Source organism: Micromonospora sp. WMMC415 (assembly GCF_009707425.1).
Taxonomy (GTDB): domain Bacteria; phylum Actinomycetota; class Actinomycetes; order Mycobacteriales; family Micromonosporaceae; genus Micromonospora.
Map to the genome: position 1 here is coordinate 668,565 of NZ_CP046104.1, position 21,852 is coordinate 690,416.

At 70.8% G+C, this 21,852-nt stretch carries 22 protein-coding genes; 11 read left to right on the top strand and 11 right to left on the bottom strand.

The features are described from left to right. Positions 1–260: 260 nt before the first annotated feature. The 5 genes from GKC29_RS03285 (at position 261) to GKC29_RS03305 (ending at position 7,788) form a co-directional block, all read left to right on the top strand. A complete protein-coding gene (locus GKC29_RS03285; RefSeq protein ID WP_230688904.1) occupies positions 261–2,222 on the top strand; it encodes a TOPRIM nucleotidyl transferase/hydrolase domain-containing protein in 1,962 nt (653 codons plus the stop codon). A 2,150-nt stretch (positions 2,223–4,372) separates the two neighbouring features. Next, positions 4,373–5,581 carry an NAD(P)/FAD-dependent oxidoreductase gene (locus GKC29_RS03290; RefSeq protein ID WP_155329413.1) on the top strand — a complete coding sequence of 403 codons (1,209 nt, stop codon included), beginning with the start codon at positions 4,373–4,375 and terminating at the stop codon, positions 5,579–5,581. An 8-nt stretch (positions 5,582–5,589) separates the two neighbouring features. Next, on the top strand, positions 5,590–6,486 hold the full coding sequence (locus GKC29_RS03295; protein ID WP_155329414.1) for an RNA polymerase sigma-70 factor: 897 nt from the start codon (positions 5,590–5,592) through the stop codon (positions 6,484–6,486). Between the two features lie 247 nt (positions 6,487–6,733). Next, the gene (locus tag GKC29_RS03300; RefSeq protein ID WP_155329415.1) at positions 6,734–7,093 is read left to right on the top strand and encodes a helix-turn-helix transcriptional regulator; all 360 of its coding nucleotides are present in this window, start codon (positions 6,734–6,736) and stop codon (positions 7,091–7,093) included. Continuing rightward, entirely contained in the window at positions 7,090–7,788 is a 699-nt protein-coding gene (locus tag GKC29_RS03305) for a cation diffusion facilitator family transporter (protein ID WP_155329416.1), read from the top strand. The genes GKC29_RS03300 and GKC29_RS03305 overlap by 4 nt, the downstream gene beginning before the upstream one ends. A 100-nt stretch (positions 7,789–7,888) precedes the next feature. Here the strand turns inward: GKC29_RS03305 and GKC29_RS29800 are convergent, their stop codons facing one another. Continuing rightward, entirely contained in the window at positions 7,889–9,001 is a 1,113-nt protein-coding gene (locus GKC29_RS29800) for a hypothetical protein (protein WP_230688905.1), read from the bottom strand. Positions 9,002–9,176: 175 nt separating this feature from the next. Between GKC29_RS29800 and GKC29_RS03315 the strand changes: the two genes are divergently transcribed. Further along, complete coding sequence (locus GKC29_RS03315) at positions 9,177–9,695, top strand: SRPBCC family protein (RefSeq protein WP_155329417.1); 519 nt, start codon at positions 9,177–9,179, stop codon at positions 9,693–9,695. 8 nt (positions 9,696–9,703) lie between these two features. Here the strand turns inward: GKC29_RS03315 and GKC29_RS03320 are convergent, their stop codons facing one another. Together GKC29_RS03320 and GKC29_RS03325 are read right to left on the bottom strand one after the other, a co-directional pair. Next, complete coding sequence (locus GKC29_RS03320) at positions 9,704–10,405, bottom strand: DUF2786 domain-containing protein (protein ID WP_155329418.1); 702 nt, start codon at positions 10,403–10,405, stop codon at positions 9,704–9,706. 115 nt (positions 10,406–10,520) lie between these two features. Then, the gene (locus tag GKC29_RS03325; protein WP_155329419.1) at positions 10,521–10,910 is read right to left on the bottom strand and encodes a hypothetical protein; all 390 of its coding nucleotides are present in this window, start codon (positions 10,908–10,910) and stop codon (positions 10,521–10,523) included. Between the two features lie 154 nt (positions 10,911–11,064). Between GKC29_RS03325 and GKC29_RS03330 the strand changes: the two genes are divergently transcribed. Beyond that, positions 11,065–12,417 (top strand): ABC transporter substrate-binding protein, encoded by a 1,353-nt coding sequence (locus tag GKC29_RS03330; protein WP_155329420.1) that lies wholly within the window; start codon positions 11,065–11,067, stop codon positions 12,415–12,417. Positions 12,418–12,473: 56 nt separating this feature from the next. Here GKC29_RS03330 and GKC29_RS03335 read toward each other — a convergent pair whose 3' ends face one another. Both GKC29_RS03335 and GKC29_RS03340 read right to left on the bottom strand, forming a co-directional pair. Beyond that, positions 12,474–13,217: an enoyl-CoA hydratase/isomerase family protein gene (locus GKC29_RS03335; RefSeq protein WP_155329421.1), complete on the bottom strand. Its 744-nt coding sequence runs from the start codon at positions 13,215–13,217 to the stop codon at positions 12,474–12,476. Further along, positions 13,214–14,071: a 3-hydroxyacyl-CoA dehydrogenase family protein gene (locus GKC29_RS03340; protein ID WP_155329422.1), complete on the bottom strand. Its 858-nt coding sequence runs from the start codon at positions 14,069–14,071 to the stop codon at positions 13,214–13,216. Before GKC29_RS03340 ends, GKC29_RS03335 begins: the two co-directional genes overlap by 4 nt. A 182-nt stretch (positions 14,072–14,253) precedes the next feature. Between GKC29_RS03340 and GKC29_RS03345 the strand changes: the two genes are divergently transcribed. Then, positions 14,254–14,550, top strand: coding sequence for a hypothetical protein (locus tag GKC29_RS03345; protein ID WP_155329423.1), 297 nt, complete (start codon positions 14,254–14,256; stop codon positions 14,548–14,550). A gap of 10 nt (positions 14,551–14,560) precedes the next feature. Here GKC29_RS03345 and GKC29_RS03350 read toward each other — a convergent pair whose 3' ends face one another. Beyond that, positions 14,561–15,343 (bottom strand): bifunctional 2-polyprenyl-6-hydroxyphenol methylase/3-demethylubiquinol 3-O-methyltransferase UbiG, encoded by a 783-nt coding sequence (locus GKC29_RS03350; protein ID WP_155329424.1) that lies wholly within the window; start codon positions 15,341–15,343, stop codon positions 14,561–14,563. 113 nt (positions 15,344–15,456) lie between these two features. Here GKC29_RS03350 and GKC29_RS03355 point away from each other — a divergent pair, with 113 nt between their 5' ends. After that, on the top strand, positions 15,457–15,837 hold the full coding sequence (locus GKC29_RS03355) for a PPOX class F420-dependent oxidoreductase (RefSeq protein WP_155329425.1): 381 nt from the start codon (positions 15,457–15,459) through the stop codon (positions 15,835–15,837). 131 nt (positions 15,838–15,968) lie between these two features. Here GKC29_RS03355 and GKC29_RS03360 read toward each other — a convergent pair whose 3' ends face one another. Continuing rightward, on the bottom strand, positions 15,969–16,178 hold the full coding sequence (locus GKC29_RS03360; RefSeq protein ID WP_007073996.1) for a BldC family transcriptional regulator: 210 nt from the start codon (positions 16,176–16,178) through the stop codon (positions 15,969–15,971). Between the two features lie 241 nt (positions 16,179–16,419). Next, a complete protein-coding gene (locus GKC29_RS03365; protein WP_155329426.1) occupies positions 16,420–17,259 on the bottom strand; it encodes a hypothetical protein in 840 nt (279 codons plus the stop codon). 213 nt (positions 17,260–17,472) lie between these two features. Here GKC29_RS03365 and GKC29_RS03370 point away from each other — a divergent pair, with 213 nt between their 5' ends. Continuing rightward, positions 17,473–18,555, top strand: a complete 1,083-nt coding sequence (locus GKC29_RS03370; RefSeq protein ID WP_155329427.1) for a Glu/Leu/Phe/Val dehydrogenase — start codon at positions 17,473–17,475, stop codon at positions 18,553–18,555. A 292-nt stretch (positions 18,556–18,847) separates the two neighbouring features. Further along, positions 18,848–19,063 carry a DUF3073 domain-containing protein gene (locus GKC29_RS03375; protein WP_155329428.1) on the top strand — a complete coding sequence of 72 codons (216 nt, stop codon included), beginning with the start codon at positions 18,848–18,850 and terminating at the stop codon, positions 19,061–19,063. Between the two features lie 136 nt (positions 19,064–19,199). Here the strand turns inward: GKC29_RS03375 and amcA are convergent, their stop codons facing one another. From amcA to purM, 3 genes are all read right to left on the bottom strand, one after another. Continuing rightward, positions 19,200–19,436, bottom strand: a complete 237-nt coding sequence (amcA, locus tag GKC29_RS03380; protein ID WP_155329429.1) for a multiple cyclophane-containing RiPP AmcA — start codon at positions 19,434–19,436, stop codon at positions 19,200–19,202. Beyond that, a complete protein-coding gene (gene amcB, locus GKC29_RS03385; RefSeq protein ID WP_305070158.1) occupies positions 19,405–20,508 on the bottom strand; it encodes a cyclophane-forming radical SAM peptide maturase AmcB in 1,104 nt (367 codons plus the stop codon). Before amcB ends, amcA begins: the two co-directional genes overlap by 32 nt. A 167-nt stretch (positions 20,509–20,675) precedes the next feature. Further along, positions 20,676–21,830, bottom strand: a complete 1,155-nt coding sequence (purM, locus tag GKC29_RS03390; protein ID WP_155329431.1) for a phosphoribosylformylglycinamidine cyclo-ligase — start codon at positions 21,828–21,830, stop codon at positions 20,676–20,678. Positions 21,831–21,852 lie beyond the last annotated feature (22 nt).

The window sequence follows — 21,852 nt, forward strand, 5'->3', positions numbered from 1 at the left end:
CGCTTCGTCGTCCGCGGGATTGCGGCGAAGGGCGGTGCACCCAAGCCCCAGTTATGTCGGGTAGCCGACAGGAGCGTGATGGGCACTCGGCCTTGATGCGCGAGGGACGAATAACCTAAATTGGTCATTTCCAACAGGCCGATATCGGTGAAGATCCGCGATGCCGCGTTGCGACAAGAAATGATCATCTCTGGTGTGATACACCCGTTCGTGCGTCACTGGCGGACAGCATCGTCAGTACGGCAACTTCCTGTGACGAGGTGACCAGCGTGCGTCTTGAGTCAGTCCTGGTGTCCGGCTTCCGAAGCTTGGCGCTAGTCGGCCCTATACCGCTGGGGGCGCCCACAATCCTGACAGGTCATAATGACGGGGGAAAGACAGCTACCCTCGATGCAATCGGGTTCCTGCTCGGCCCCTATCCGCTCCACAATGAGGATCGTTCCTTTCTTCGAGCCGCAAGCACGCCAACTAACTCCGCAGAGACCGAACCTTGCGACCCCCTGCCAGGCGCTCAAGACACGTTAATTGATGGCGGGGAGCGGGTTGACCACACCTGGGTCGAAGGCTCATTCACCCTCAGCCCGCTGGAGCAAAGCGAACTGGGCTTGCCCGAAACCGCTCGCATACGCCGGAGCGCCTTCGGCGACTGCTCGCCGATACTCGAAGTCTTCACGAGAGTACCGGCGGATTTGGAGCTGAGAAACCTGCCGGCCAAGAAGATTGCCGACTTGCGGGAGTTGGCGGAGAAGTTCTCCGTTCCAATCAACAAGGCTCCGACCAACAAGCAGGCCTGGCTGGACCTACTGGAACAGTTCACCCTCGAACGGCCTCAGGTCGACGACTGGGTTACCGCTTCGCCGGCCGTCGAGGAGCGGCTGCCACGTCTCCTTCGATTCGGCGGGGAGCAGACCTCGGTCGACACCGCGGTGAAGACGATCTTGAACGCACGGTATAAGGGGCATCTAGAAGACCCAGATCTCAACGTTAGGGTTCGCGAGCTTGAGGCGGAGCTGAGCGAACGCTTGCAGGCGGATGCAACCGAGTTGTGCGAGCACATCAAGCAACGCTGCCCAGACCTCGTCCATGTGGAAGTTCTACCGACAGTCTCCTTCTCCAGCGGCTTCAAGTCCGCGAAGCTTCGCCTCGCTCGAACGGACGGCGAAGCCGTCGCTGTGGATGCTGCCGGGGCCGGCCGAGCCCGCCGGATCAGCTTGGCCGTATGGGAATGGGCTAGCGAGATCCTGAGGAACGAGGCCGCAGCCCCACCCTCCACGTTGGGGGCAGAACCTTCCTCGGATCACGCCCAAGGCGAGAACTCGGATACCCCAGACGGGACCAACTCAGATGTCGTGATCGCCTACGACGAGCCGGATACGCATCTGGACTATCTCCACCAACGCCGAGTAATGCAACTTATCCGGGAACAGTGCGCCCTTCCGCAAGTGCGCATGGTCATTGCTACGCACTCCATGAATTTGATTGACGGTGTTGATATCTCCTCCATTGTTCACCTCACATTGGTTGATGATCGCACCGTTATGGAACGCCTGGCGGACGACTCGGGGCACAAGGAGGTCGACCGCCATCTCTCTGACATCGCTACGGCGCTGGGACTGCGCAACAGCGTATTACTGCACGAGCGGCTATTCGTGGGCGTTGAGGGACCGACGGAGCAGCAAGCATTGCCCGTGCTCTTCCGCTTGGCCGCGGGAATGCCACTGCAGTCCGCCGGGATCGCGCTCTGGGCATGCAACAACAACGAGGGTGCCCTTATGTTTGCGAAGTTCCTCGCAACCCATAACCGACGTGTGGCGCTTGTCATCGATGCGGACAGCCGGGAGAAGCAGAAGATCTTTAGCGACGACAAGATAAAGCAATACGGCCTTGATCCCGACAAAGACAGGTTCATGATTGGCGGCGACGACCGAGAACTGGAGTATCTATTCTCGGATGAACAGTGGGCGACTGCCGCCAATGGGAACTGGCCTAGGACCGACGGGAACGCATGGACCCCGGAGATGATCGCGGAGAAGCGCCAAGAGAAGAAGTTCAGCGACGCTCTACTGCAGGAGTTCAAGACCGAGAGCATGGAGGGACCGCAGCGCAAAGCTGAGATGGTTTACGATCTGGTTGCGACGCTCCAGCGTCCGGAGGACGTCCCAGAGGAGCTACGCGACGTCTTTACTGCGCTGATCGATTTGGCCAATCCGCCCGATGCGTGATGCGCGCCGAGATCGCATGCGCGCGAGACGCTGCTGCGGTGTCGGCGTCGTCCACGGATGCCACCCGGCGCCCTTGGTCCACCGCTGTCCGTGAGAACGTTGCTCGGCGCCACACCACCGACATCCGTTCGGGGCAGGCGCAGTCGCGTGTCGAACCTGGTAGTGCACGGCGGTAGCCATCGCGTACCTCCAAGAGCCGACTAAGTCAAGAATGACACGGCGGTACGACATCTTCTAGCTGTCCAGAAGGATCGATTCTAAGCGCTTCATCGCCAGTAAAGCGGACAAAGACGCTGGAAACGCCGGGAACGTGCTTCCGAAGCGAAGGGGCGATCATCAGGTGCGAGGCAGCTACGGCCTCACGGCACCCATGATGGAGAGCTTCGGGTGCCTCCCTGGTCGGGACCCACTGCGGCGAGGGTGTCCACTAAGCTCAGCCCGCCCGTTGGGTGCTGCGCATCGCGTAGCGACGGGCTGAGCTTAGTGGACCTGTCAAATCGTCGCAGCCGCGTGCCGGGCGTAGGGGACCGCGCTCGACGGACTTTGTAGCTGGATCGGTACAGCCCGTCGACGCCGTGTGCCGCCATCCGGTTGCCGGTGAACAGCCACTCCCGAGGGGCCGCCGCCAACCCGCCACGCTAAGGGGACCTTGACGCAGGCTCGCACGCTGGCGTGCCGGGCGGTGGTGTGCTCAACTTGCCCCGGTCGATGACAGGCGAGGCGACCTACCACAGCCACCCAGACTGCTTCTGTGACGTCGAGGCGCGAATGATGGCGCTGCTCTCGACATCGAACGGGATCGTGAATTGGACGGGACGGCGATGCCACGATCGACCTGGAGTCGCAGCCCTCGCCCAATGGGAGCCGCCTCGAACCTTGGGCGCTCTTCGATCCGCAGGCCTTCCGTGCATCCCCTCCCGTGAGCCCACGGGCTCGCGGGAGGGGATGGAGATGCGCCTCGCCGTCACGTTCTGTAAAGATTGATACATTGCAAAGACGGACAAAGCTACCCGGATGCAGGTCAGGACGTACGTCGAGCACAGACTGAAAATCGGAAGGTCGGCGGTTCGACCCCGCCCCTGGCCACATAGCCTTTCGCCGGGCTACAGAGGTCCCCACCAGCGGAAACGCAGGTGGGGATCTTGCTGTGTGCCCTCATCGGGCAGCTGTTGGCGTTGCCCCTGGCTGACCGCTCTTGGCCTCCGCTGGCCGCCGCCTGTCGCACCCAGATCGCATGCGCCCCCTCCCACCCGGCGGGCCTCAGAGCTGTCTCCGCCGTGAGTCCCACCCAGCGTGGAGCGGCCCAGGGTCCGCTCGGGGCTGCCTGGGAGCGACCGCGCAACCGTCGACCACCGCACGGCTCGGACCCTGGTCTGCCTGCTCTCGAGCCTCGATCGGCGACGATGGGCGGCATGGCTCGGCGGATGAAACTGAAGACGTGCAACGACCTACCCGGGCAGGCAAGGTGACTCAGCGCTCGCAGCACCAGCGGGGCCGGTGCCCCGTCTGTAAACGCCTCGTAGCCCTCACCGCTGACGGAAGAGTTGCGCGGCACAACGGCACCATTCGTGCCTACGCCCCGCCGGAGGAGTGCCCCGGGGGTGGACAGTCGGAGCTGGCTGCGCACGGGTGACGACGTGCGACTGCCCCGGCACATCACCATGCGCGGCTAGCGGCGGAGCAGCGCAAGCGATCCCGCCGCAGTCAGCAGTAGCAGCAGTGACACCGCGAACAGGGCGACTCCGACCGGGAGCTCGCACGGCGGCCTCAGTCGCAACCCTGATGCGGAAATCCGCACCTGGTTGAACGCAACACCGCCCCCCGATGCGGATCGGCTCAGGACGCGACCCCGGCGTCGGACGCCCGATGTGAAGCCCTCTTCGGGGCAGCTGGCGAGCCACGGCGACGCGGACACCGACGATGAGCAACGCCAGGCTGATGACGCCCACCACCAAGCGGACAGCGACCAGCGCCGGTTCCTCGTCAGTCAGGCTCACGCGGCCTCGATTCCGGGCTGCCAAGATCCCTACGCCGCCGCCCTCCGCCCGGTGCTCGTCTCGGCGCTCGGCGAGTGATCTGGCTCACTGATGTCACAACCCGCCGGACCTGCGGTGTCTTGAGGCCGGACCTTGGGAACGAAGGAGAGAGCCATGGCTGGGAACATCGATGTCATCGTGGTCGGCGGCGGATACGCCGGTGTGATGGCGGCCAACCGCCTGACGCGGCGCGACGGCGTGACAGTGACCCTGATCAACCCGCGTCCGGTCTTTGTCGAGCGGATCCGCCTGCACCAGCTGGTCGGCGGTTCGGACGACGCGGTTGTGGACTACCGAAGGATCCTGGCGGGCGGCGTCGGGCTGGTGGTCGACACCGTGACCCGGATCGACACGTCCGGGCGTCGCGTGACCCTGGCGAGCGGCGGCACGCTCGGCTACGACTACCTGATCTACGCCGTGGGCAGCGGCAGCGCCGACCCGAGCGTGCCCGGCGCGGCAGAGCACGCCTACCCGATTTCCACGCTGGAGGAGGCGCGGCGGCTGCAGCCGGTCGTCGACACCGCGCCCGCATCGGCCACGGTGACGGTGGTGGGAGCCGGGCCGACCGGCCTTGAAACCGCTTCCGAGCTGGCGGAGCTGGGCCGGAAGGTGACCCTGGTGTGCGGAAGGGTGCTCGGGCCCTACCTGCATCCCCGGGCCCGACGTTCGGTGGCCGAGCGGCTCACCAGGCTCGGCGTGACCGTGATCGAGGGCCCCGGCGCGACGGTGACGGGCGTGACACGCGATGCCGTCCAACTCGCCGACGGCCGCGAGTTGGGTAGCGGCGTGACCATCTGGACCGCGGGATTCGGCGTGCCGGATCTGGCCGCTCGCAGCGGGCTGAGCACGGATGCCCTGGGGCGCCTGCTCACCGACGAGTCGCTCACGAGCGTGGACGACACACGCGTCGTCGCGGCCGGGGACTCGGCGGCACCGTCGAACCTGCCGGTGCGGATGAGCTGCCAGTCCGCGGTGCAGCTGGGTCCGCAGGCCGCCGAGACGGTGCTGAGCCGGATCGCCGGCGAGCAGCCCGCCGACTTCAACGTCGGGTTCTCCGGCCAGTGCATCAGCCTGGGGCGCCGCGCCGGAATGGTCCAGTACGCCAAGAAGAACGACATCGCGACCGGGGTGTTCTCGGTGGGCGGCCGGACCATGGCGATGCTCAAGGAGACCGTGTGCAGGAGCACCGTCTGGCAGATGGCGCACGAGGCGCGCAGACCCGGCTCGCTCAATCTCTGGTTCAAGGATCGCCAGCGCCAGGAGTTGCGGCGCGCCAAGGGCGGCGAGGCGCCGGCGGTCACCGGCCGGCGGGCTCAAGGATAGGTGCCGAGATGAGCGACCACGCCGGTGACCCGGCGACCGAGACCTTCGTCGCCCACCGAAACCTGCTCTTCACCGTCGCCTACGAGATCCTCGGGTCGGCGGCCGACGCGGAGGACGTGCTGCAGGAGACCTGGCTGCGGTGGGTCAAGGTCGAACTCGATCAGGTACGCGATCAGCGCGCCTACCTGATCCGGATCACCACCCGCCAGTCGCTGAACCGCCTGCGCACCCTGCAGCGGCGCAAGGAGGCGTATGTCGGTCCCTGGCTGCCCGAGCCGCTGCTCACCCCGCCGGACACCGCGGAGGATGTCGAGCTGGCCGAGAGTGTGTCGATGGCGATGATGCTCGTCCTCGAGACGCTCTCGCCGACCGAGCGCGCCGTCTTCGTGCTGCGCGAGGCGTTCGACGTCAGCTACGACGAGATCGCCGCCGCCGTCGGCAAGAGCCCGGCGGCCGTACGCCAGATCGCTCACCGCGCCCGCCGGCACGTCGATGCCCGCCGCCCCCGCACGGTGGTCTCCCCGAGCGAGAGGCGGGCGGCGTTGGAGGCGTTCCAGCGGGCGGTCGAGACCAGCGACCTGCGGGGCCTGCTCGACGTGCTCGCGCCCGACGTGGTCGTGGTCGGCGACGGCGGCGGCGTCAAACAGGCCGCCCTGCGGCCGATCGTCGGCGCGGAGAAGACTGTCCGCATGTTCTTCGGTTCCATGCGGAAGGTCGGAGGCACGCTCACCACCGAAGCGACCGTGATCAACGGCAATCCGGCACTGCTGTTTCGCCTGGACGGGGAGATCGACGGCGTCGCCGCGCTGCGGATCGAGGACGCTCGCGTCACCGGCATCTACTACGTCCGTAACCCGGAGAAGCTGTCCCGGATCGAGTCCGAAACCCCGCTCACCCTACGCTGAGCCGACGTTGAGCAGCTACGTCTGGTTGGAGGCCGGGTGGACAGGTTCATCGAACCCCTCGCCTGGTTGGCGGGGTTACGAGGCTGGCGGCGGCGCGCCTAGTTGCGCCACCTCCCGCCACGCCAACGCCACTGCGGCCAGAACGGCCAGCGGCTTGGCGCGAGCAAGCCGGTTTGACCCAGGAGGGCATCGGGAGCCTGGCCCGGAGAAGCGTCGCATCATGCTGTTCAGGCGCTATCATCGCTTCATGGCGATTGGTTGCGCACCTGGTCTCGAACCTGCGGTGGCGTTGTTCCGGTCCCTCGGTGACCCGACCCGGCTGGCGATCCTGCACCGGCTCGCGTCCGGGGAGGCGCGGGTGGTGGACCTGACCAACGAGCTGGGCCTGGCGCAGTCGACGGTGTCGAAGCACCTGGCCTGTCTTCGTGACTGCCGGCTGGTCGACTACCGGGTCGACGGTCGCCAGTCGTTCTACGCGCTGACCCGACCTGAGCTGCTCGACCTGCTGCGCTCGGCAGAGCAGGTCCTGGCGGCCACCGGTGAGGCCGTAGCCCTCTGCCCGGTCTACGGGACGCCGGCCGGCTCCGCGGCGGGGGCGACCGCGTGAGCACGTCCCTGCTGACTCCGGAGCGTCGGGCGGTGCTGTCCCGGCGCAGCCTGTGGTTGGCCTACGCCACCGCCGGCTACAACCTGATCGAGGGCCTAGTCGCCGTCGCCGCCGGGGCGGCGGCGTCCTCCACGGCTCTGATCGGCTTCGGCCTGGACTCGTTCGTCGAGGTGTCCAGCGCGGCCGTACTCATCTGGCAGTTCCGCTCCCGCGTGCCGGAGGACCGCGAGCGCCGGGCGCTACGGCTGATCGGCCTGTCGTTCTTCGCCCTGGCCGCCTGGGTGACCTTCGACGCCCTCCGCTCGCTTCTCGCTGGCGGCGACGCCGACGCCAGCCCCGCCGGCATCGCTCTGGCCGTGGCGTCGCTGATCGTGATGCCGCTGCTGGTGCGGGCCAAGCGGCGCACCGGCCGGGAGCTCGGCTCCGCCACCGTCATGGCCGACTCCACCCAGACGATGCTGTGCACCTACCTGTCCGCGGTGCTCCTCGTCGGCCTCGCCCTCAACGCCCTGTGGGGCTGGTCCTGGGCCGACCCGATCGCTGGGCTCGTCATCGCTGGCGTCGCGGTGCGGGAAGGCGTGGCGGCGTGGCGCGGCGAGCACTGCGACGACTGCGCACCGCTGCCGGTCTCCGACAACGCCACCGGCCAACCCTCGGGCTGCGCCGACGGCTGCTGCACCGACCGCAAGGCGTAGGAAGAGGATCGACTCCGGATCGGCGGCATGAGGTTTCTCCGGCGGCTGGAAGCCGCGACGCCGGCGGCATGGAGTGGATCAACCGGAGACGACCACCAGGTCACTGGTTTCGGCGTTGGCTGATCCCGCCCTGGATCGCCTCCCACACACTCCGGCCCACCTGTCGCAGGGTCTCGCTGGCCTGCTCGGCCAGCTGTGCGGCGCTCGGCGGCCCCTCGCCCGGCTCCTCCTGCGGTTCCCTGCCCGCTGCCGACTCCCCACCCGGACCGCCCCGACCCGGACCGCCCCGACCCGGACCGCCCTGACCCGGGCCGCCCGGGCCGCCCTGACCCGGGCCACCACCGGGGCCGGGTGCGGTCGGACCGGTCGGACGCCCCTCGCCGGCCGGTTGACCCGTACCGCTCGGACGTCCGGCGGCCTGCTCCCGGAGCGTCCGGTCGGCGACGGCCCCGATCGCCCCGGTCCGCTGACCCAGTTCGTCGGTGGCACCGCCGCCCTCCGGCTCGCCCCGCTCGCCGGCCCCGCGGTCCGCTGCTCCGCCGCCGCGGCCACCCACGCCCTGGCCCACCCCGCCGGCAGTCTGGCCGGCCCCACCAACGGCCCGGCCGGCCGCCTCGCCACCAGGTCGGGTCGCCGCACCGCCGGCACGGGTCGCCTCCGTGACGCCCCTCGCCACCTCGCCGGCACCACGGGCGACGGACCCCGTGGCGCGGACCGCCTCGGCGGGAGCGCCGGAGAGCTGGCGGGCCGTCGCCGCGAGCTGGTCACCGATGACCTGCTGCGCGGCACGGTTCACGTCGTCGATGGAGGCGCTGGCCGTCCCCGACAGGATTTCGAGGATCTGCGGGTTGCGGTCGATCGTGGTCAGCGCGCGGTCGAGGATCTCCACCAGCTTCTCGAGGCGTACCTTGAGCAGCGCCTCCGCCTGCACACCGGTGATGTCCAGCTCGACCTTCCGCAGGTGGACGCGGACCCCGGCGTCGATCTGGAGCAGGTTGGCCAGTCGGGCGCGCAGGGAGAGGTCGGCGTCCAGCCCGTCCACCGCGAGGCGGATCGAGTCGACCGACACCTCCGGCACGTCGAGCAGGACGTCCGGCTCGGAGTCCGCGTCCGGCCGGGTCGTGTCCCGACGGGCCGGCTCGGCGCTCACCCGCCACCGGGTCGGCCCGTCGACGGGCCGGTCCGCGCCCCGCTCCTGCCTCTCGTCACTCATGCTCCCCGCTCCGCTCCACGCACCGGCTGCCAAGGACGGTCGGGCGCGCTTACCCGAATTCCGTCCGCCCATCCCGGCAGGAGACCGGTGTACGCAGCGGCGTCCCGGGGGTGTCCGGAACCGGGCAGCACCACTAAGTCGCACACCCGGGCATCAGCCGGTATGGTCCGGGCCTATGGGACAGGAGATGCCCGATCCGGCCGACATCCGGCAGTACGTCGAACGGTTCTCGCTCCGCAGCTCACTCCTCGTTCCCGCCTCCGACGAGCAGGCGTTCGGGGTGTTCACCGGCGCGATGACCGACTGGTGGGTGACGGAGTACACGTGGTCGGGGCCCGGCCTCCTCACCGAGCTGGGCATGGAACCCCGGGCCGGCGGCATGCTCTACGAGATCGGCCCGTACGGCTTCCGGAACGACTGGGGCCGCGTGCTGACCTGGGACCCGCCCCGGCGGCTCGTCTTCACCTGGCAGATCGGCGCGGACCGCGTCCCGGTCCCCGACCCCTCCCAGGCCAGCGAGGTCGAGGCGCTGTTCCAGCCGGACCCGTCCGGCGGCACCCGGGTGGAGCTGGAGCACCGGCACTTCGACCGGCACGGCACGGCGGCGGAGGGCTACCGCGAGGCACTCACCGCCGGCTGGCACGAGCTGCTCTCCCGCTACGCGAGCGTCGTCGCGAAGCGCGTCGCCGGCTGAGCATCGCCTCAGCGGCCGATACCCGGGCGAGGGCCGGTGCTGACACCGCGACCGCCGAGGTCGGCGCGGTGGCCGGCGGTGGCACCGGAGCGGAACCCGGTCCCGGCCAGCCGCCGCCTCGGGGCCGTACGAAGCCGCGGGTAGACCTCCGCGAGCCGGCGCTGCACCCGGTCGGAGCGGTCGGCCAGGACCAGCGCGACGGAGGGCTCACCCGAGTCGCTCGCCGCCGCCACCTCCGCCGCCCGCAACCGCTCCCCGATCACCTGCGCGAACCCGGCCAGCCAGGACCGCCGGAACGCGGCGGGGTGCTCGTCCGGCGGGACCGGGGTGCCGGCCAGGCCGTGCGCGGCCTGCACCAGCAGTGAGGTGAAGAGAAGGTCGACCCGTTCGAGGTCGCTCGCGAAGCCGAAGAGGTGCATCGCGAAGCCGCTGCCGTGCCGACGGCGTACGCAGCGGCAGCGCAGCGAATCGGCGACGGCCGCGAGCAGGCCCGCCTTGTCCCGGGCGTACGGGGCGACGACCTCGACCACCCGGTCGCCGACCGGGTCGGTGGCCGGGTCGCGGGCGGCCAGCAGCGCACGGTCGACGCCGTAGCGGGCGATCAGCTCGGTCGCCTTGGCCATGAACGCCGCCGACTCGGCGGGTGTGCAGGCCGGGTCCTCCGCCTTCGCCAGCAGCTTGCGGACCTTGCTCAGCATCGCCTCGGACATGTGCACAGGCCCAGGCCTATCACGGACGGCGGACGACGGACGAGGTGACGCGTCAACCCCGCGACGGCGGCACCGGCCGAGGTGTCGCGGCGCCCGCCCCCCGACGGGCGCCGCGCTACCCGGCGCGACTGCGAAGGGTGGCCACCGTCGACCCGGCCAGGGTGAGCAAACAGTCCGGCAGGAGCCCGTCGGCCGCCGCCGCGCCGAACAGCGCCGCGCCGGTGTCGGCGTCGGAGTTGGCGTACGCGCTCACGAAGCGCGCCACCCAGCGGGTGTCGTAGCCGGCCTCGTCGATGCCCGGGAAGTCGAGGGCGCAGGTGCCGGAACCGGTCGGCTGGCCCACCATCGTCGCGGCGAGACACCACGCGACCCCGTACGCGCCGGCCAGGCCCGACCGGTCGACGACGGCGTCGAAGGTGCCGCAGACCGCCTCCCCGTCGCCGGCCAGCGCCGAGCGGAGCACCGCTGCGGCGTCCTCCTGCGTCTGCTGTGGTGAATCGGTCACGCAGGGCACGGTAGGACGGGCCGTCAAGCGCCAGCCGGGCCGTAACTCTCCGTGAGCAAAGGGGCCTACCTGCGGATTGAGGCACGGCCACGGTCCCGCGGGAAAGCCGGGCACGCTAATCTGCGCAGCGGACCTTCGCGGAGGAAGGACGACCATGCTCATCTCACGCGCCTCGCGGGCAGCCACCCTGGCCGCCTGCGCGACGTTCCTGCTCGCCACCAGCGCCTGCGGGACCGACAAGCCCGAAGAGGGCAGCACCAACACCCAGGTGCGCCTCTACGGCACCGACGGCAACATGCTCAACTCCTACGCCGCAGAGCTGAAGGAGCGGGCCGGTCTGGTCGACGGTATGAAGGGCACCACCCCGCTGACGCCGCTGCCGGAGGACTTCAAGCGCCGGCTGCTGGCCGTCGACCCGAACCTGACGGACTTCCTCTACGCGGCGGAGGCGTACGACGCGGTGCTGATCAGCGCGCTCGCCGCGCAGCTGGCCGGTAGCACCGACCCGGCCGCCATCGCTAAGCAGATCGTCGGCGTCACGAACGGCGGGCAGCGCTGCGAGACGGCCGCCAGCTGCCTCGATCTGGCCCGCAAGGGGCAGGACATCGAGTACCGCAGCGTCTCCCTGACCCGGGCCGGCTTCACCGACGCCGGTGAGCCGTCCACGGCCAGCTACGCCACGCTGCACTTCGACGGGCAGCAGATCAACGACGGCAAGACCGAGTTCGTCGGGGCCGGCCTCGAGTCGGGGGCGAGCACCAAGGCTCCGCCGCGGCCGAAGAAGCAGGGCACCGGCGCGGCCGACCGCAACGACGGCTCCCCGCTGGTGCTGGGCGGTCTGCTGCCGAAGACCGGTGACCTCGCGATCGCCAACCCTCCGCTGTCCGCCGGAGCCGCGCTGGCCATCAAGGAGATCAACGCCGCCGGTGGCGCCCTGGGCGACCCGGTCACCTGGATCGACGGTGACGACGGCACCAACCCGGCGGTCGCCAAGGCCACCGTGGCCAGCCACGTCGAGGCCGGCGTACACGTCATCATCGGCGCGGGCGGCTCGGGCATCTCCCGGGAGGTGCTGCCGGACGTGGTGAAGGCCGGCCTGGTCCTGTTCTCCCCGTCGAACACCGACGCCAGCCTGACCGACCTGGACGACAAGGGTCTCTACTTCCGGACGGCCCCGCCGGACAGCCTCCAGGGTCGGGCGCTCGCCGACGTGATCATGCGGGACGGCCCGCAGAAGATCGCCATCGTGGCCCGTAAGGACTCCTACGGTGAGGGCCTGCAGGGCTTCGTCCGGGCCGAGCTGGAGAAGGCCGGCATCGGCGCGGACCGGCTGAAGCTGCTCACGTACGAGCCGCCGGAGGACGCGAAGGCCAAGCCGGTCGACTTCACGTCCGGCGCCCAGGAGATCAAGTCCTTCGGGGCCGACGCCGTCCTGATCATCGGCTTCGGTGAGTCGGCCGCGGTGATCCGTGCGCTCGCCGACGCGGGGGTGCAGCTGCGGCGTTGAGCCGCCGAACGGACCGCGACGGCCGCACCGGGTGAACCGGTGCGGCCGTCTCCGTGTCAGCGGTCGCGGCGGCGTTCCAGGAACTCGGTCATCCGCCGGTGCTTCTCCTCGTCCTCGAAGAGCACCGCCTGGCTGACCAGGTCCAGCTGCGGGTGGGCGGCGGCCGGCGCGTCCACCGCCAGTTTGGTGAGCCGCAGCGCCAGGGCGGAACCCTTCGCCATCTCGTCCAGCAGGCCGTGAGCCGTCGGCAGCAGGTCGGCCGGCTCGGCGACCACCCGGTTGACCAGTCCGATCCGCAGCGCCTCGTCGGCGTCCACCCGCCGGCCGGTGAAGAGCAGCTCCTTGGCCCGCGCCTCCCCGACCAGCGCCGGCAGGCGGTGGGTCGCACCGGCGCCGGCCAGGATCCCCAGCCGCACCTCCGGCTGCCCGAAGACCGCACGGGCCGTGCAGACCCGCAGGTCACACGCGTACGCCAGCTCGGCGCCCCCGCCCAGGGCCGGTCCGTCGACGGCGGCCACGGTCGGCATGGGCAGCGCCCGGATCCGGGCGAACACGGCGGAGTTGATCGCGGCCAGCGCGTCCAGGCGACCCCGCTCCCGGAGCTGCCCGATGTCGGCACCGCCGGCGAAGATGCCCTCCGCGCCGCCGGTGAGCAGCAGCAGCCGGGGGCGCGCCTCCAGCGCGGCGCACAACTCGTGCAGGCTCCGCACCAGGTCGGCGTCGATGGCGTTGCGCTTCTCCGGGCGGTCCAGCGTGGCGACCACCCGGTCGGCGTGCTCCTCGACGCGCAGCCCGGTCACGCCTTGGCCCCGTTCTCCCAGCGGTAGAAGCCCTGCCCGGACTTCTTGCCCAGCCTGCCGGCGGCCACCATCTCCACCAGCAGCGGCGGCGGCGCGAACCGGTCGCCGTACGCGGCCTGGAGGGTACGCGCGATGTCCAGCCGGACGTCCAGGCCGACCAGGTCGGTGAGTTCCAGCGGGCCGACCGGGTGCCGGTATCCGAGCACCATCGCCTTGTCGATGTCGGCCGGGCTCGCGACCCCGTCGGCGACCATCCGGATCGCCTCGAGCCCCAGCGTGACGCCGAGCCGGGAGGTGGCGAAACCGGGCATGTCGCGTACGACGACGGGGTCCTTGCCCAACCGGCCGGCGAGCGCGACGGCCGCGTCGGTGGTCTCCGGCGCGGTGGCCGGGCCGACCACGACCTCGAGCAGCGCCATCGCCCAGACCGGGTTGAAGAAGTGCAGGCCGAGGAAGCGGTCCGGGCTGGCCAGCCCGTCGGCCAGCTCGGCGATCGAGATGCTGGAGGTGTTGCTGCCGAGCAGCGCCGGGCGCAGCGCCTCGGCGTCACGCAGGACGGTCCGCTTGAGGTCGGTCCGCTCCGGTACGGCCTCCACGACGACGTCCGGCCCCTCCGCGACCTCGGCGAGCGCGCCGCGCAGGGTCATCCGCGACCGGTTCGTCGCCGCCTGCTCGGCGGTCAGCCTGCCGCGGCCCACCGCCCGGTCCCACAGCTCGCCCAGGCGGGCCACGGCGGCCTCGCCCCGCGCCCGGTCGACCTCGACCAGTTCCACCGCGTACCCGGCCCCGGCCGCCACGTACGCGATCCCGAGCCCCATCGTGCCGGCCCCGACGACGACACAGCGGTCGTTCATGACGCCTCCCTGCCTCGGGCGGCGCCACGGGGTTCGCCCGCGCCTCTCCGCCTGTTCAACTCGCTCATGCGGCCGACCCTATTAGGGCCTGCGTCGACGTCCCCGGCCGGCCCGCGCCGGCAGGCGTGGCGCCGGGACGGTCCGGGTACTTGTCGGGGCATCGATCGAAGGAGGACGACGAGATGAGCCAGTCACCGGAGACCACGGACGCCGTCGGCCCGGCGGAGACCGTCGAGACGCGCGGGGACGACCGGGTGGACCTGCTGCGCGCGGACACCAACAACGACGGCCGCACCGACGTGTGGGTGGTGGACACCGACGGGGACGGCAGGGCGGACCTGTTCCAGTTCGACACCGACGGCGACGGCACGGTCGACGTGACGATGGTCGACCTGGACGAGGACGGCACCCCGGACACGGTGGTCGACGGCGACGGCGGCCTGCCTCCCGAGCCGCTCCCCCCGACCGTCCAGGTGTGAGGACGCCGTCCTACCGCCCGCGCAGGCGGAGTGTCGCCAGGTAGTACGGGGCGTCCTGGTCGTCGACGTCGGTCAGGCGCCAGGGGCTGTCGTGGACCAGCGCGCCCAGTTCCTCGGCCGAGCACACCAGGTAGTCGAACCAGGGCGTTCCCAGTTCCCGGTAGCGCAGCCGCAGCCGGAGCTGCCCGCCAAGGCGGCCCCGGCGGCGGTTGCGCTCGTGGTATCCGGTGTGCACCGGGTCGCGGGTGCCGTACGGGTCGGTGCCGTGGGCGATGACCTGCGCGCCGGGGCGGGCGAGCGCGGCGAGCGCGGCGAGGAAGCCGGGTGCCCGCTCGCGCCCCTCGATCAGGCCGAGGTTGTTGCCGAGCAGCAGGAAGGTGTCGTAGCGCCGCCCGTCGGCGACGTGCGCGTCGACCGTCCCGTGCACCAGGTCGCGTACGCCCCGGCGGCGGCACACGTCGAGCGCGCCCGCCGAGGTGTCCAGTCCGGTCACCGGTAAGCCCCGCTCCTGGAGCAGCAGCGCGATGCGGCCCGCCCCGACACCCACGTCCAGGGTGGCGCCGCGGGCCCGGTCGACCGCCCGGTGGTCGTACGGCTGCCAGTGCTCCGGCCCCTCGAGGTAGTGCGCCGCCGGAGCACCGTTGACCAGGCCGTCGTCGCGTTCGATGATCTCGATGACCGGGCGGGGCAGTCGGCCGCCCACGAGCGGTCGGGGGCCGACCCCGGTCGCCACGGCGAGGGCGTCGCGCAGCAGTTCCCCGATCACGTCCCCGATGCGCGGCTCGCCGATCACACCCGTCACGTTAGGCGTGTCGCCCGGATCTTCGCCGGGCGGCCCGGGACGGCGATCCAGGAGACACGCCCAACCGCACCGTCGCGCGACCGCAGCGGCCGTATCCTGGCGGCGTGACCACGCTGGACCGCCTCGCGGCGGAGAAGTACATCCTGCTCACGACCTTCCGGAAGGACGGCCGGGAGGTGCCGACGCCGGTGTGGGCGGTCCGCGACGGCGATGCGCTGGCGGTGTGGACGGTGGCCGACTCGGGCAAGGTGAAGCGGATCCGCCGCAGCGGTGACGTGACGGTGGCGCCATGCGATGTCCGCGGCCGGCCGCACGGGCCCTCGGTGCCCGGTCACGCCACGCTGTCCGATCCGGCCGGCACGCGCCGGGTCCGGGCGCTGATCAAGGAGAAGTACCGGCTGCTCGGCCGGCTCACGCTGCTCGGCAGCCGGCTGCGCCGGGGTGAGCAGGGGACGGTCGGCATCCGGGTCACCATCAAGGACTAGGTTCTCCGGCCGGTCGGTCGGCGGCGGGCCCCGGTGCGCTCGGGGAGCGGACGTCGGCCGACACGCGGAAGGGCGGCGGACCGATCGGTCCGCCGCCCTTCGCGCATCGTCTGGTTGACTGTCGGTGCTGGTCAGTCCCCCTGGCGCTGCTGCGGGATCTGCCCCTGCAGCAAGGCCCTGACCTCCGACTCCCGGTACCGACGGTGTCCGCCGAGGGTCCGGATGGCGCTCAGCTTGCCCGCCTTGGCCCACCGGGTCACCGTCTTCGGGTCGACACGGAACATCGACGCCACCTCGGCCGGCGTGAGCAGCGGCTCCGGTTCGTGCGTTCGCGATGCCATGGGTCACTCCTCCACATGTATAGACATCGGCCGGGGTCCCGCCGGCCGACGCGTCTCCCATGGTCCGGCTAGTCCCCGATGTCCGACATGGGCCGAACGGCCGAACGTCCCTAGACGGACGGATGAACCATGCCCGAATTATGCGACTTTTACACGGCAGAAAGTACCTTATTCGGACTCATGATCACGGTTCGTGATGCGTCAACTACGAAGGACCCTCGCGTAATCGTGCAATATGTCGCTAATTGCACCGCTCGAGAAGCTGTACCGCCCGCCAGCGCGCCACCAGCTTGTCGTACGCCGCCGACGCCTCCTCGGCCTCGCCCCGCGACAGCCCGCTGAGACCGGCCGCCACCAGCTCCGGCGAGTCGTCGGCGGCGAGCGTCTCGTCGGAGAGCAGCTCGACCAGCCCGCCGTAGTCCAGTTCCACCACCGACCGCGGGTGGAACTCCTCCAGCCAGCGGGCCGCCTCCTCCACGGCCTCGGTGATCGGCGCCGCACCGACGGACTTGCGCAGCACCGCCAGAGCGCGGGACGCGCGACGGCGGGCCTTGGAGATCTCCGTCCGGTAGCGCAGCGCCCGCCGGCCCGGCCGGGTCACGTGGTGTCGTTCCTCCGCGTCGAAGAGGACGAACCACCGCAGCGGCACCCCCCAGGTGGCGATCTGCTCGTGCACCCGGGGAACGCCGTGTTCCAGCACCCGCGCCCCGCTGCGCCAGTCGTCCACCACCGCCTTGGCCTGCCCGGCCAGCACCGGGGGCACGAAGGCGTCGGCCAGCACCGGCGGTACGCCGTCCCGCGCGCTCAGGGCCGCCTCCGCCACCCGGATGCGCAGGTTCCACGGGCAGACCAGCAGGGTGTCGTCGGTCTCCAGGACGTACGCCTCGTCGGGCAGGTCCGGCAGTCGCGTCCAGCCCGCGCCGAGCGCCTCGATCACCGACGTCCGCTGCCGTCCGGGGCCCTCCACCGGGGCCACGGCGCGTCCCTGCTCGACGTAGCGCCGCCAGTACGACTGACGGTCGCGATCAAAGGCGGTCAGCGGTTCGTACACGCGCAGGTATGAAGCGAAGAGCGACGGCACGGCGCGATCCTCCCACGAGTCGGACACGTAGCCCCGCCCGCACCGCACCGGACGCGCCACGGGCGACCACGGCCGGTCCCGGCCTGCGGACGCCACGCGCCGGGGACGGCGGGACGGCGTCGGCCGATACTAGGCTCAGCGGCACCGGCAGCATCCCGCCGGCGTCCACAGGTCCGCGGCCCACAAGGCCGCACCCCACACCAGGAGCGAGTCATGGGCGTATTCGCCACCACCGACGACCCGGGGTCGACCGGCCACGAACAGGTCGTGTTCTGCCAGGACAAGCAGACCGGCCTCAAGGCGATCATCGGCATCTACTCCACCGCGCTGGGCCCGGCGCTCGGCGGCACCCGGTTCTACCCGTACGCGAGTGAGGAGGCCGCCCTCGCCGACGTGCTCGACCTGTCCCGCGGCATGGCGTACAAGAACGCCCTCGCCGGTCTGGACCTGGGCGGCGGCAAGGCGGTCATCTGGGGTGACCCGGAGCAGGTCAAGAGCGAGGCGCTGCTGCGCGCGTACGGCCGCTTCGTCGAGTCGCTCGGCGGCCGCTACTACACCGCCTGCGACGTCGGCACCTACGTCGCCGACATGGACGTGGTCGCCCGCGAGACCCGGTACGTCACCGGCCGCAGCGTCGAGCACGGCGGCGCGGGTGACTCCTCGGTCCTCACCGCCTGGGGCGTCTTCCAGGGCATGCGCGCCGCCGCCGAGCACGTCTGGGGTGCGCCGACGCTGCACGGGAAGCGGGTCGGCGTGGCCGGCCTGGGCAAGGTCGGCAAGTACCTGGTCGGCCACCTGGTCGACGACGGCGCCGAGGTGGTGGCGACCGACGTCAACCCGAAGGCCCTGGAGTGGGCCCGCACGACCTACCCGCAGGTGACGCTGGCCGACGACGCCGCCGCGCTCGTCGCCGCCGACATCGACGTGTACGCCCCGTGCGCGCTGGGCGGCGCCCTGAACGACGACACGGTGCCGGTACTGCGTGCCAAGGTGGTCGCCGGCGCGGCCAACAACCAGCTCGCCCACCCGGGCATCGAGAAGGTCCTCGCCGACCGCGGCATCCTGTACGCGCCCGACTACGTGGTCAACGCCGGCGGGGTGATCCAGGTCGCCGACGAGATCGAGGGCTTCAACTTCGAGCGGGCCAAGCTGCGGGCCACGAAGATCTACGACACCACGCGGGAGATCCTCCAGCTCGCCGACGCCGAGGGCGTGCCGCCGGCGGTGGCGGCGGACCGGCTGGCCGAGCGCCGGATGGCGGAGGTCGGCCGGCTGCGGACGATCCACCTGCCCTGACCCGGGTCCCGGGGGCGGCGCCAGCCGGTTCCGCCCCCGGCCTCCCGAACCCTGCCGCCGCCGTTAAGCTCTTTTCGAGGCGAATTGTCCGGTGTCACGGGCGCACACGCGATCGGTCCTTACCGGGTACACTGTGTGACGGCTGGACCACCGCGACGCGCGGAGCCGGTCGACGGTAACCCGAGGTGCCGAACGACGGCATCCCCATGTACCGTAAGAGCCACGAGAGATGCCTGACGTCATCGGGGCCCGCCTTCGGGCTGCCCCGCATTCTGTGCGAGGGGGTCGAGCCATGGGGCGCGGCCGTGCTAAGGCCAAGCAGACAAAGGTGGCCCGGGAGTTGAAGTACCACTCCCCGAACACCGACCTCGCCGCCTTGCAGCGAGAACTCGGCGGCAGCCGCAAGTCGGACCACGACTTCGACGACGACTACAAAGAGTATGTCGACGACGATGACGAGGACCACGCGGACGACGACCCGGAGTCCTGGGTCCGTCCCACCCGCTGACCCCCGGTCGCAACTGAGCACGCGGTAAGCCCCGCGTGCTCACGTATGTGCCCGTTCGGCAGCGGCGTCCCGACTGAAAGCCCAGGGGCCGGCCGGACCCCGTCCGGCCGGCCCCTGGCTCGGCGGCCGCCCGTGTTCAGCGCGGGCGGTTGTTCCAGTTGTAGAAGGTCGGGATGTTCTCGAAGTGGTTCCAGGCGCAGACCGCACTGGCACCGTCGCCACCCGCCACCTCCGCACGTTGTCGACGCGCGACCTCGGCCTCCTGGAGCAACGCGGACAGGCTCGGGCCCGCCGCGCGGACGCGGTCGGCGACCTCCTCCAGGGCGACCCCCGTCGCTCGCTCAGGCTGCCGGTGACCGGTGGTCTCTGGCATGCTCCAACACTCCCTCCAGTAGGCGGATCTTGCTGTTGCGGCAGTGTTCGGTCTCCGTACCGTCAAAACGCCCCAGTTCGAAGTAGCGATTGGCGGCGTGACCGCCGCCACAGAATCCGAAGTACGGGCAGGACGTCCGGCAGGCCTCCACACCGGTGAGGAACTCGCCGACCCAGGGCGTCCCCTCGGCGCCGGCGAGGATCTCCGCCAGCGGCGCGACCAGCACGTTGCCACTGCTGAAGTCGCCGTACCGGGGATCGGTGAAGCCGGCCAGCTCGGGCGACAGGACGGTCACCGACCCGTCGTGGCCGACGGTGGGGATCGGGTCCAGCCGGCGGGGCAGCAGATCGTCGGCGGTGCCGTCGAGCACCGCGGCGGCGTACCGCAGCGACCACTCGACCTCGCGCAGATGGATCCGCGGGTCCCGGCGCCAGGCCGCCACCAGTTCTGCCCAGAACGCGGTCACCGCCGCGGGATCGTGGCTGTTGTCCCGCGTGTTGACGCCCTCGGTCTCCTCGATGTTGACGCCCAGCACCTCGGGGCCGAGGTCGAGGAAGTAGTCGTACAGCTCGGTGGCGAGACCGGGCTCCGGGCGGCCCACCACGGCCAGCGCCGAGAAGGGCAGCCCATGCCGGCGCAGTGCCTCCACACCGCGCACGATCCGGTCGTACGCCGGCCGCCCGCCCCGGCCGACCCGGTCACCGTTGCGCTCCCGCGGCCCGTCCACGCTGACGCTCACCCGGACCCGGTGCTCGGCGAAGAACCGGCACCAGTCGTCGTCGATCAGCGTCGCGTTGGTCTGGACGTGGTGCTCGACCTCCGGCCCGAACGGTGCGATCAGCGCTGCGAGGTGCTCCCGGCCGGCAGCGAGGGGCTCACCGCCGTGCCACACCACCGAGAACCGGCCGGCCCGCGCCCACGGGTTGACCGACGCCGCCACCGCCTCCGCCACCGGAACCGGCATGCGCCGGTCGACCGCCCGGAACGGCAGGTAGCAGTACGCGCAGTCGAGGTTGCAGAGGGTGGTGGGCTGCATCACGACGTACGTCGGGACGGTGGCCAGGCCACGCATCCCGCCGATCGACCGTCCCCGAGCAGCCATCGCCCTCCTCTGCCGCGCCTGAGGAGCTGTCCAGGCACAGGCGTGCCCGGCAGCGTTGAGGGTGCCCTTCAGGCTAGGCGGCGATGGCCACTCGGGTGAAGCCCTGATCAGGTGCCCGTACGATCACCAGAGCGTGATCATCCGCGGGTGTGCTGCCCGATCATCTGGACGTTGCCGGAGCCCTCGATGATCTCGCCGGCCTGCCAGGCGTCGACCCCGCGCCCGGTGAGGGTGGCCAGCGCGCGGTCCGCGTCCTCGGCCGAGACGATCGCGAACATGCCGACGCCCATGTTGAACGTCGCTTCCATCTCCGGGTCCTCGATCCGGCCCTTGGACTGCACCAGGTCGAAGATCGGCTGCGGCTTCCACGTGGAGCGGTTGACCACCGCGTCGACGTGCTCCGGCAGGATCCGGACCAGGTTGCCCGGGATGCCGCCGCCGGTGACGTGCGCGAGGGCCCGCACCTCCGCCTCGGCGATCAGCTTCAGGCAGTCCTGCGCGTAGATCTTCGTCGGGGTCAGCAGCTCCTCGCCGAGCGTGCGCTGGCGGCCGAAGTCCTCGATGACCACGTCGAGCCGCATCCGGCCGGCGCCGAGCAGGACGTGCCGGACCAGCGAGTACCCGTTGGAGTGCAGGCCGGACGACCGCATCGCGATCACGACGTCGCCCACCTCGACCCGCTCCGAGCTGAGGATCTCGCTCTCCTCCACCACGCCGACGCCGGTGGCGGAGATGTCGTACTCGTCCGGGCGGAGCACGCCCGGGTGCTCGGCGGTCTCGCCGCCCAGCAGCGCGCAGCCCGCGTACCGGCAGCCGTCGGCGATGCCGGCGCCGATCTCGGCGACCTTGTCCGGGACGACCTCGCCGGTGGCGATGTAGTCCAGCAGGAACAGCGGCTCGGCGCCGCAGGCCACCAGGTCGTCCACCACCATCGCGACCAGGTCGATGCCGACCGTGTCGTGGATGTCCATCTGCTGCGCGATGACCAGCTTGGTGCCCACGCCGTCGGTGGACGAGGCGAGGATCGGGTTCTTGTACTTCTGCGTGTCCAGCCGGAACAGGCCGGCGAAGCCGCCCAGGTCACCCATCACCTCGGGCCGCCGGGTCTGCTTGACCTTGGACTTCAGCAGCTCGACCGCCCGGTCACCCGCCTCGATCGAGACCCCGGCGTCCGCGTACGAGACCGCGCGTTTGCGCGCCGGGCGGCCGGTGCCGGCCGTCCAGGGCTGGCGGTCGCCGCCAGCGCCGGTCGGGCTGCTTCCTGCGCCGCTGCGCTCGGACACGTGCGTCACGGTTCTCCCCTTTGGTGGTTCC

Bases quoted from the DNA above. Each gene is read 5' to 3' on its own strand.
- GKC29_RS03295 (WP_155329414.1), top strand. From the start codon at position 5,590: ATGAGCGACCACGCCGGTGACCCGGCGACCGAGACCTTCGTCGCCCAC.
- GKC29_RS29800 (WP_230688905.1), bottom strand. From the start codon at position 9,001: ATGAGTGACGAGAGGCAGGAGCGGGGCGCGGACCGGCCCGTCGACGGG.
- GKC29_RS03315 (WP_155329417.1), top strand. From the start codon at position 9,177: ATGGGACAGGAGATGCCCGATCCGGCCGACATCCGGCAGTACGTCGAA.
- GKC29_RS03360 (WP_007073996.1), bottom strand. From the start codon at position 16,178: ATGGCATCGCGAACGCACGAACCGGAGCCGCTGCTCACGCCGGCCGAG.
- GKC29_RS03320 (WP_155329418.1), bottom strand. From the start codon at position 10,405: ATGTCCGAGGCGATGCTGAGCAAGGTCCGCAAGCTGCTGGCGAAGGCG.
- GKC29_RS03370 (WP_155329427.1), top strand. From the start codon at position 17,473: ATGGGCGTATTCGCCACCACCGACGACCCGGGGTCGACCGGCCACGAA.
- GKC29_RS03375 (WP_155329428.1), top strand. From the start codon at position 18,848: ATGGGGCGCGGCCGTGCTAAGGCCAAGCAGACAAAGGTGGCCCGGGAG.
- GKC29_RS03340 (WP_155329422.1), bottom strand. From the start codon at position 14,071: ATGAACGACCGCTGTGTCGTCGTCGGGGCCGGCACGATGGGGCTCGGG.
- amcA (WP_155329429.1), bottom strand. From the start codon at position 19,436: ATGCCAGAGACCACCGGTCACCGGCAGCCTGAGCGAGCGACGGGGGTC.
- GKC29_RS03345 (WP_155329423.1), top strand. From the start codon at position 14,254: ATGAGCCAGTCACCGGAGACCACGGACGCCGTCGGCCCGGCGGAGACC.
- GKC29_RS03330 (WP_155329420.1), top strand. From the start codon at position 11,065: ATGCTCATCTCACGCGCCTCGCGGGCAGCCACCCTGGCCGCCTGCGCG.
- amcB (WP_305070158.1), bottom strand. From the start codon at position 20,508: ATGCGTGGCCTGGCCACCGTCCCGACGTACGTCGTGATGCAGCCCACC.
- GKC29_RS03290 (WP_155329413.1), top strand. From the start codon at position 4,373: ATGGCTGGGAACATCGATGTCATCGTGGTCGGCGGCGGATACGCCGGT.
- GKC29_RS03300 (WP_155329415.1), top strand. From the start codon at position 6,734: ATGGCGATTGGTTGCGCACCTGGTCTCGAACCTGCGGTGGCGTTGTTC.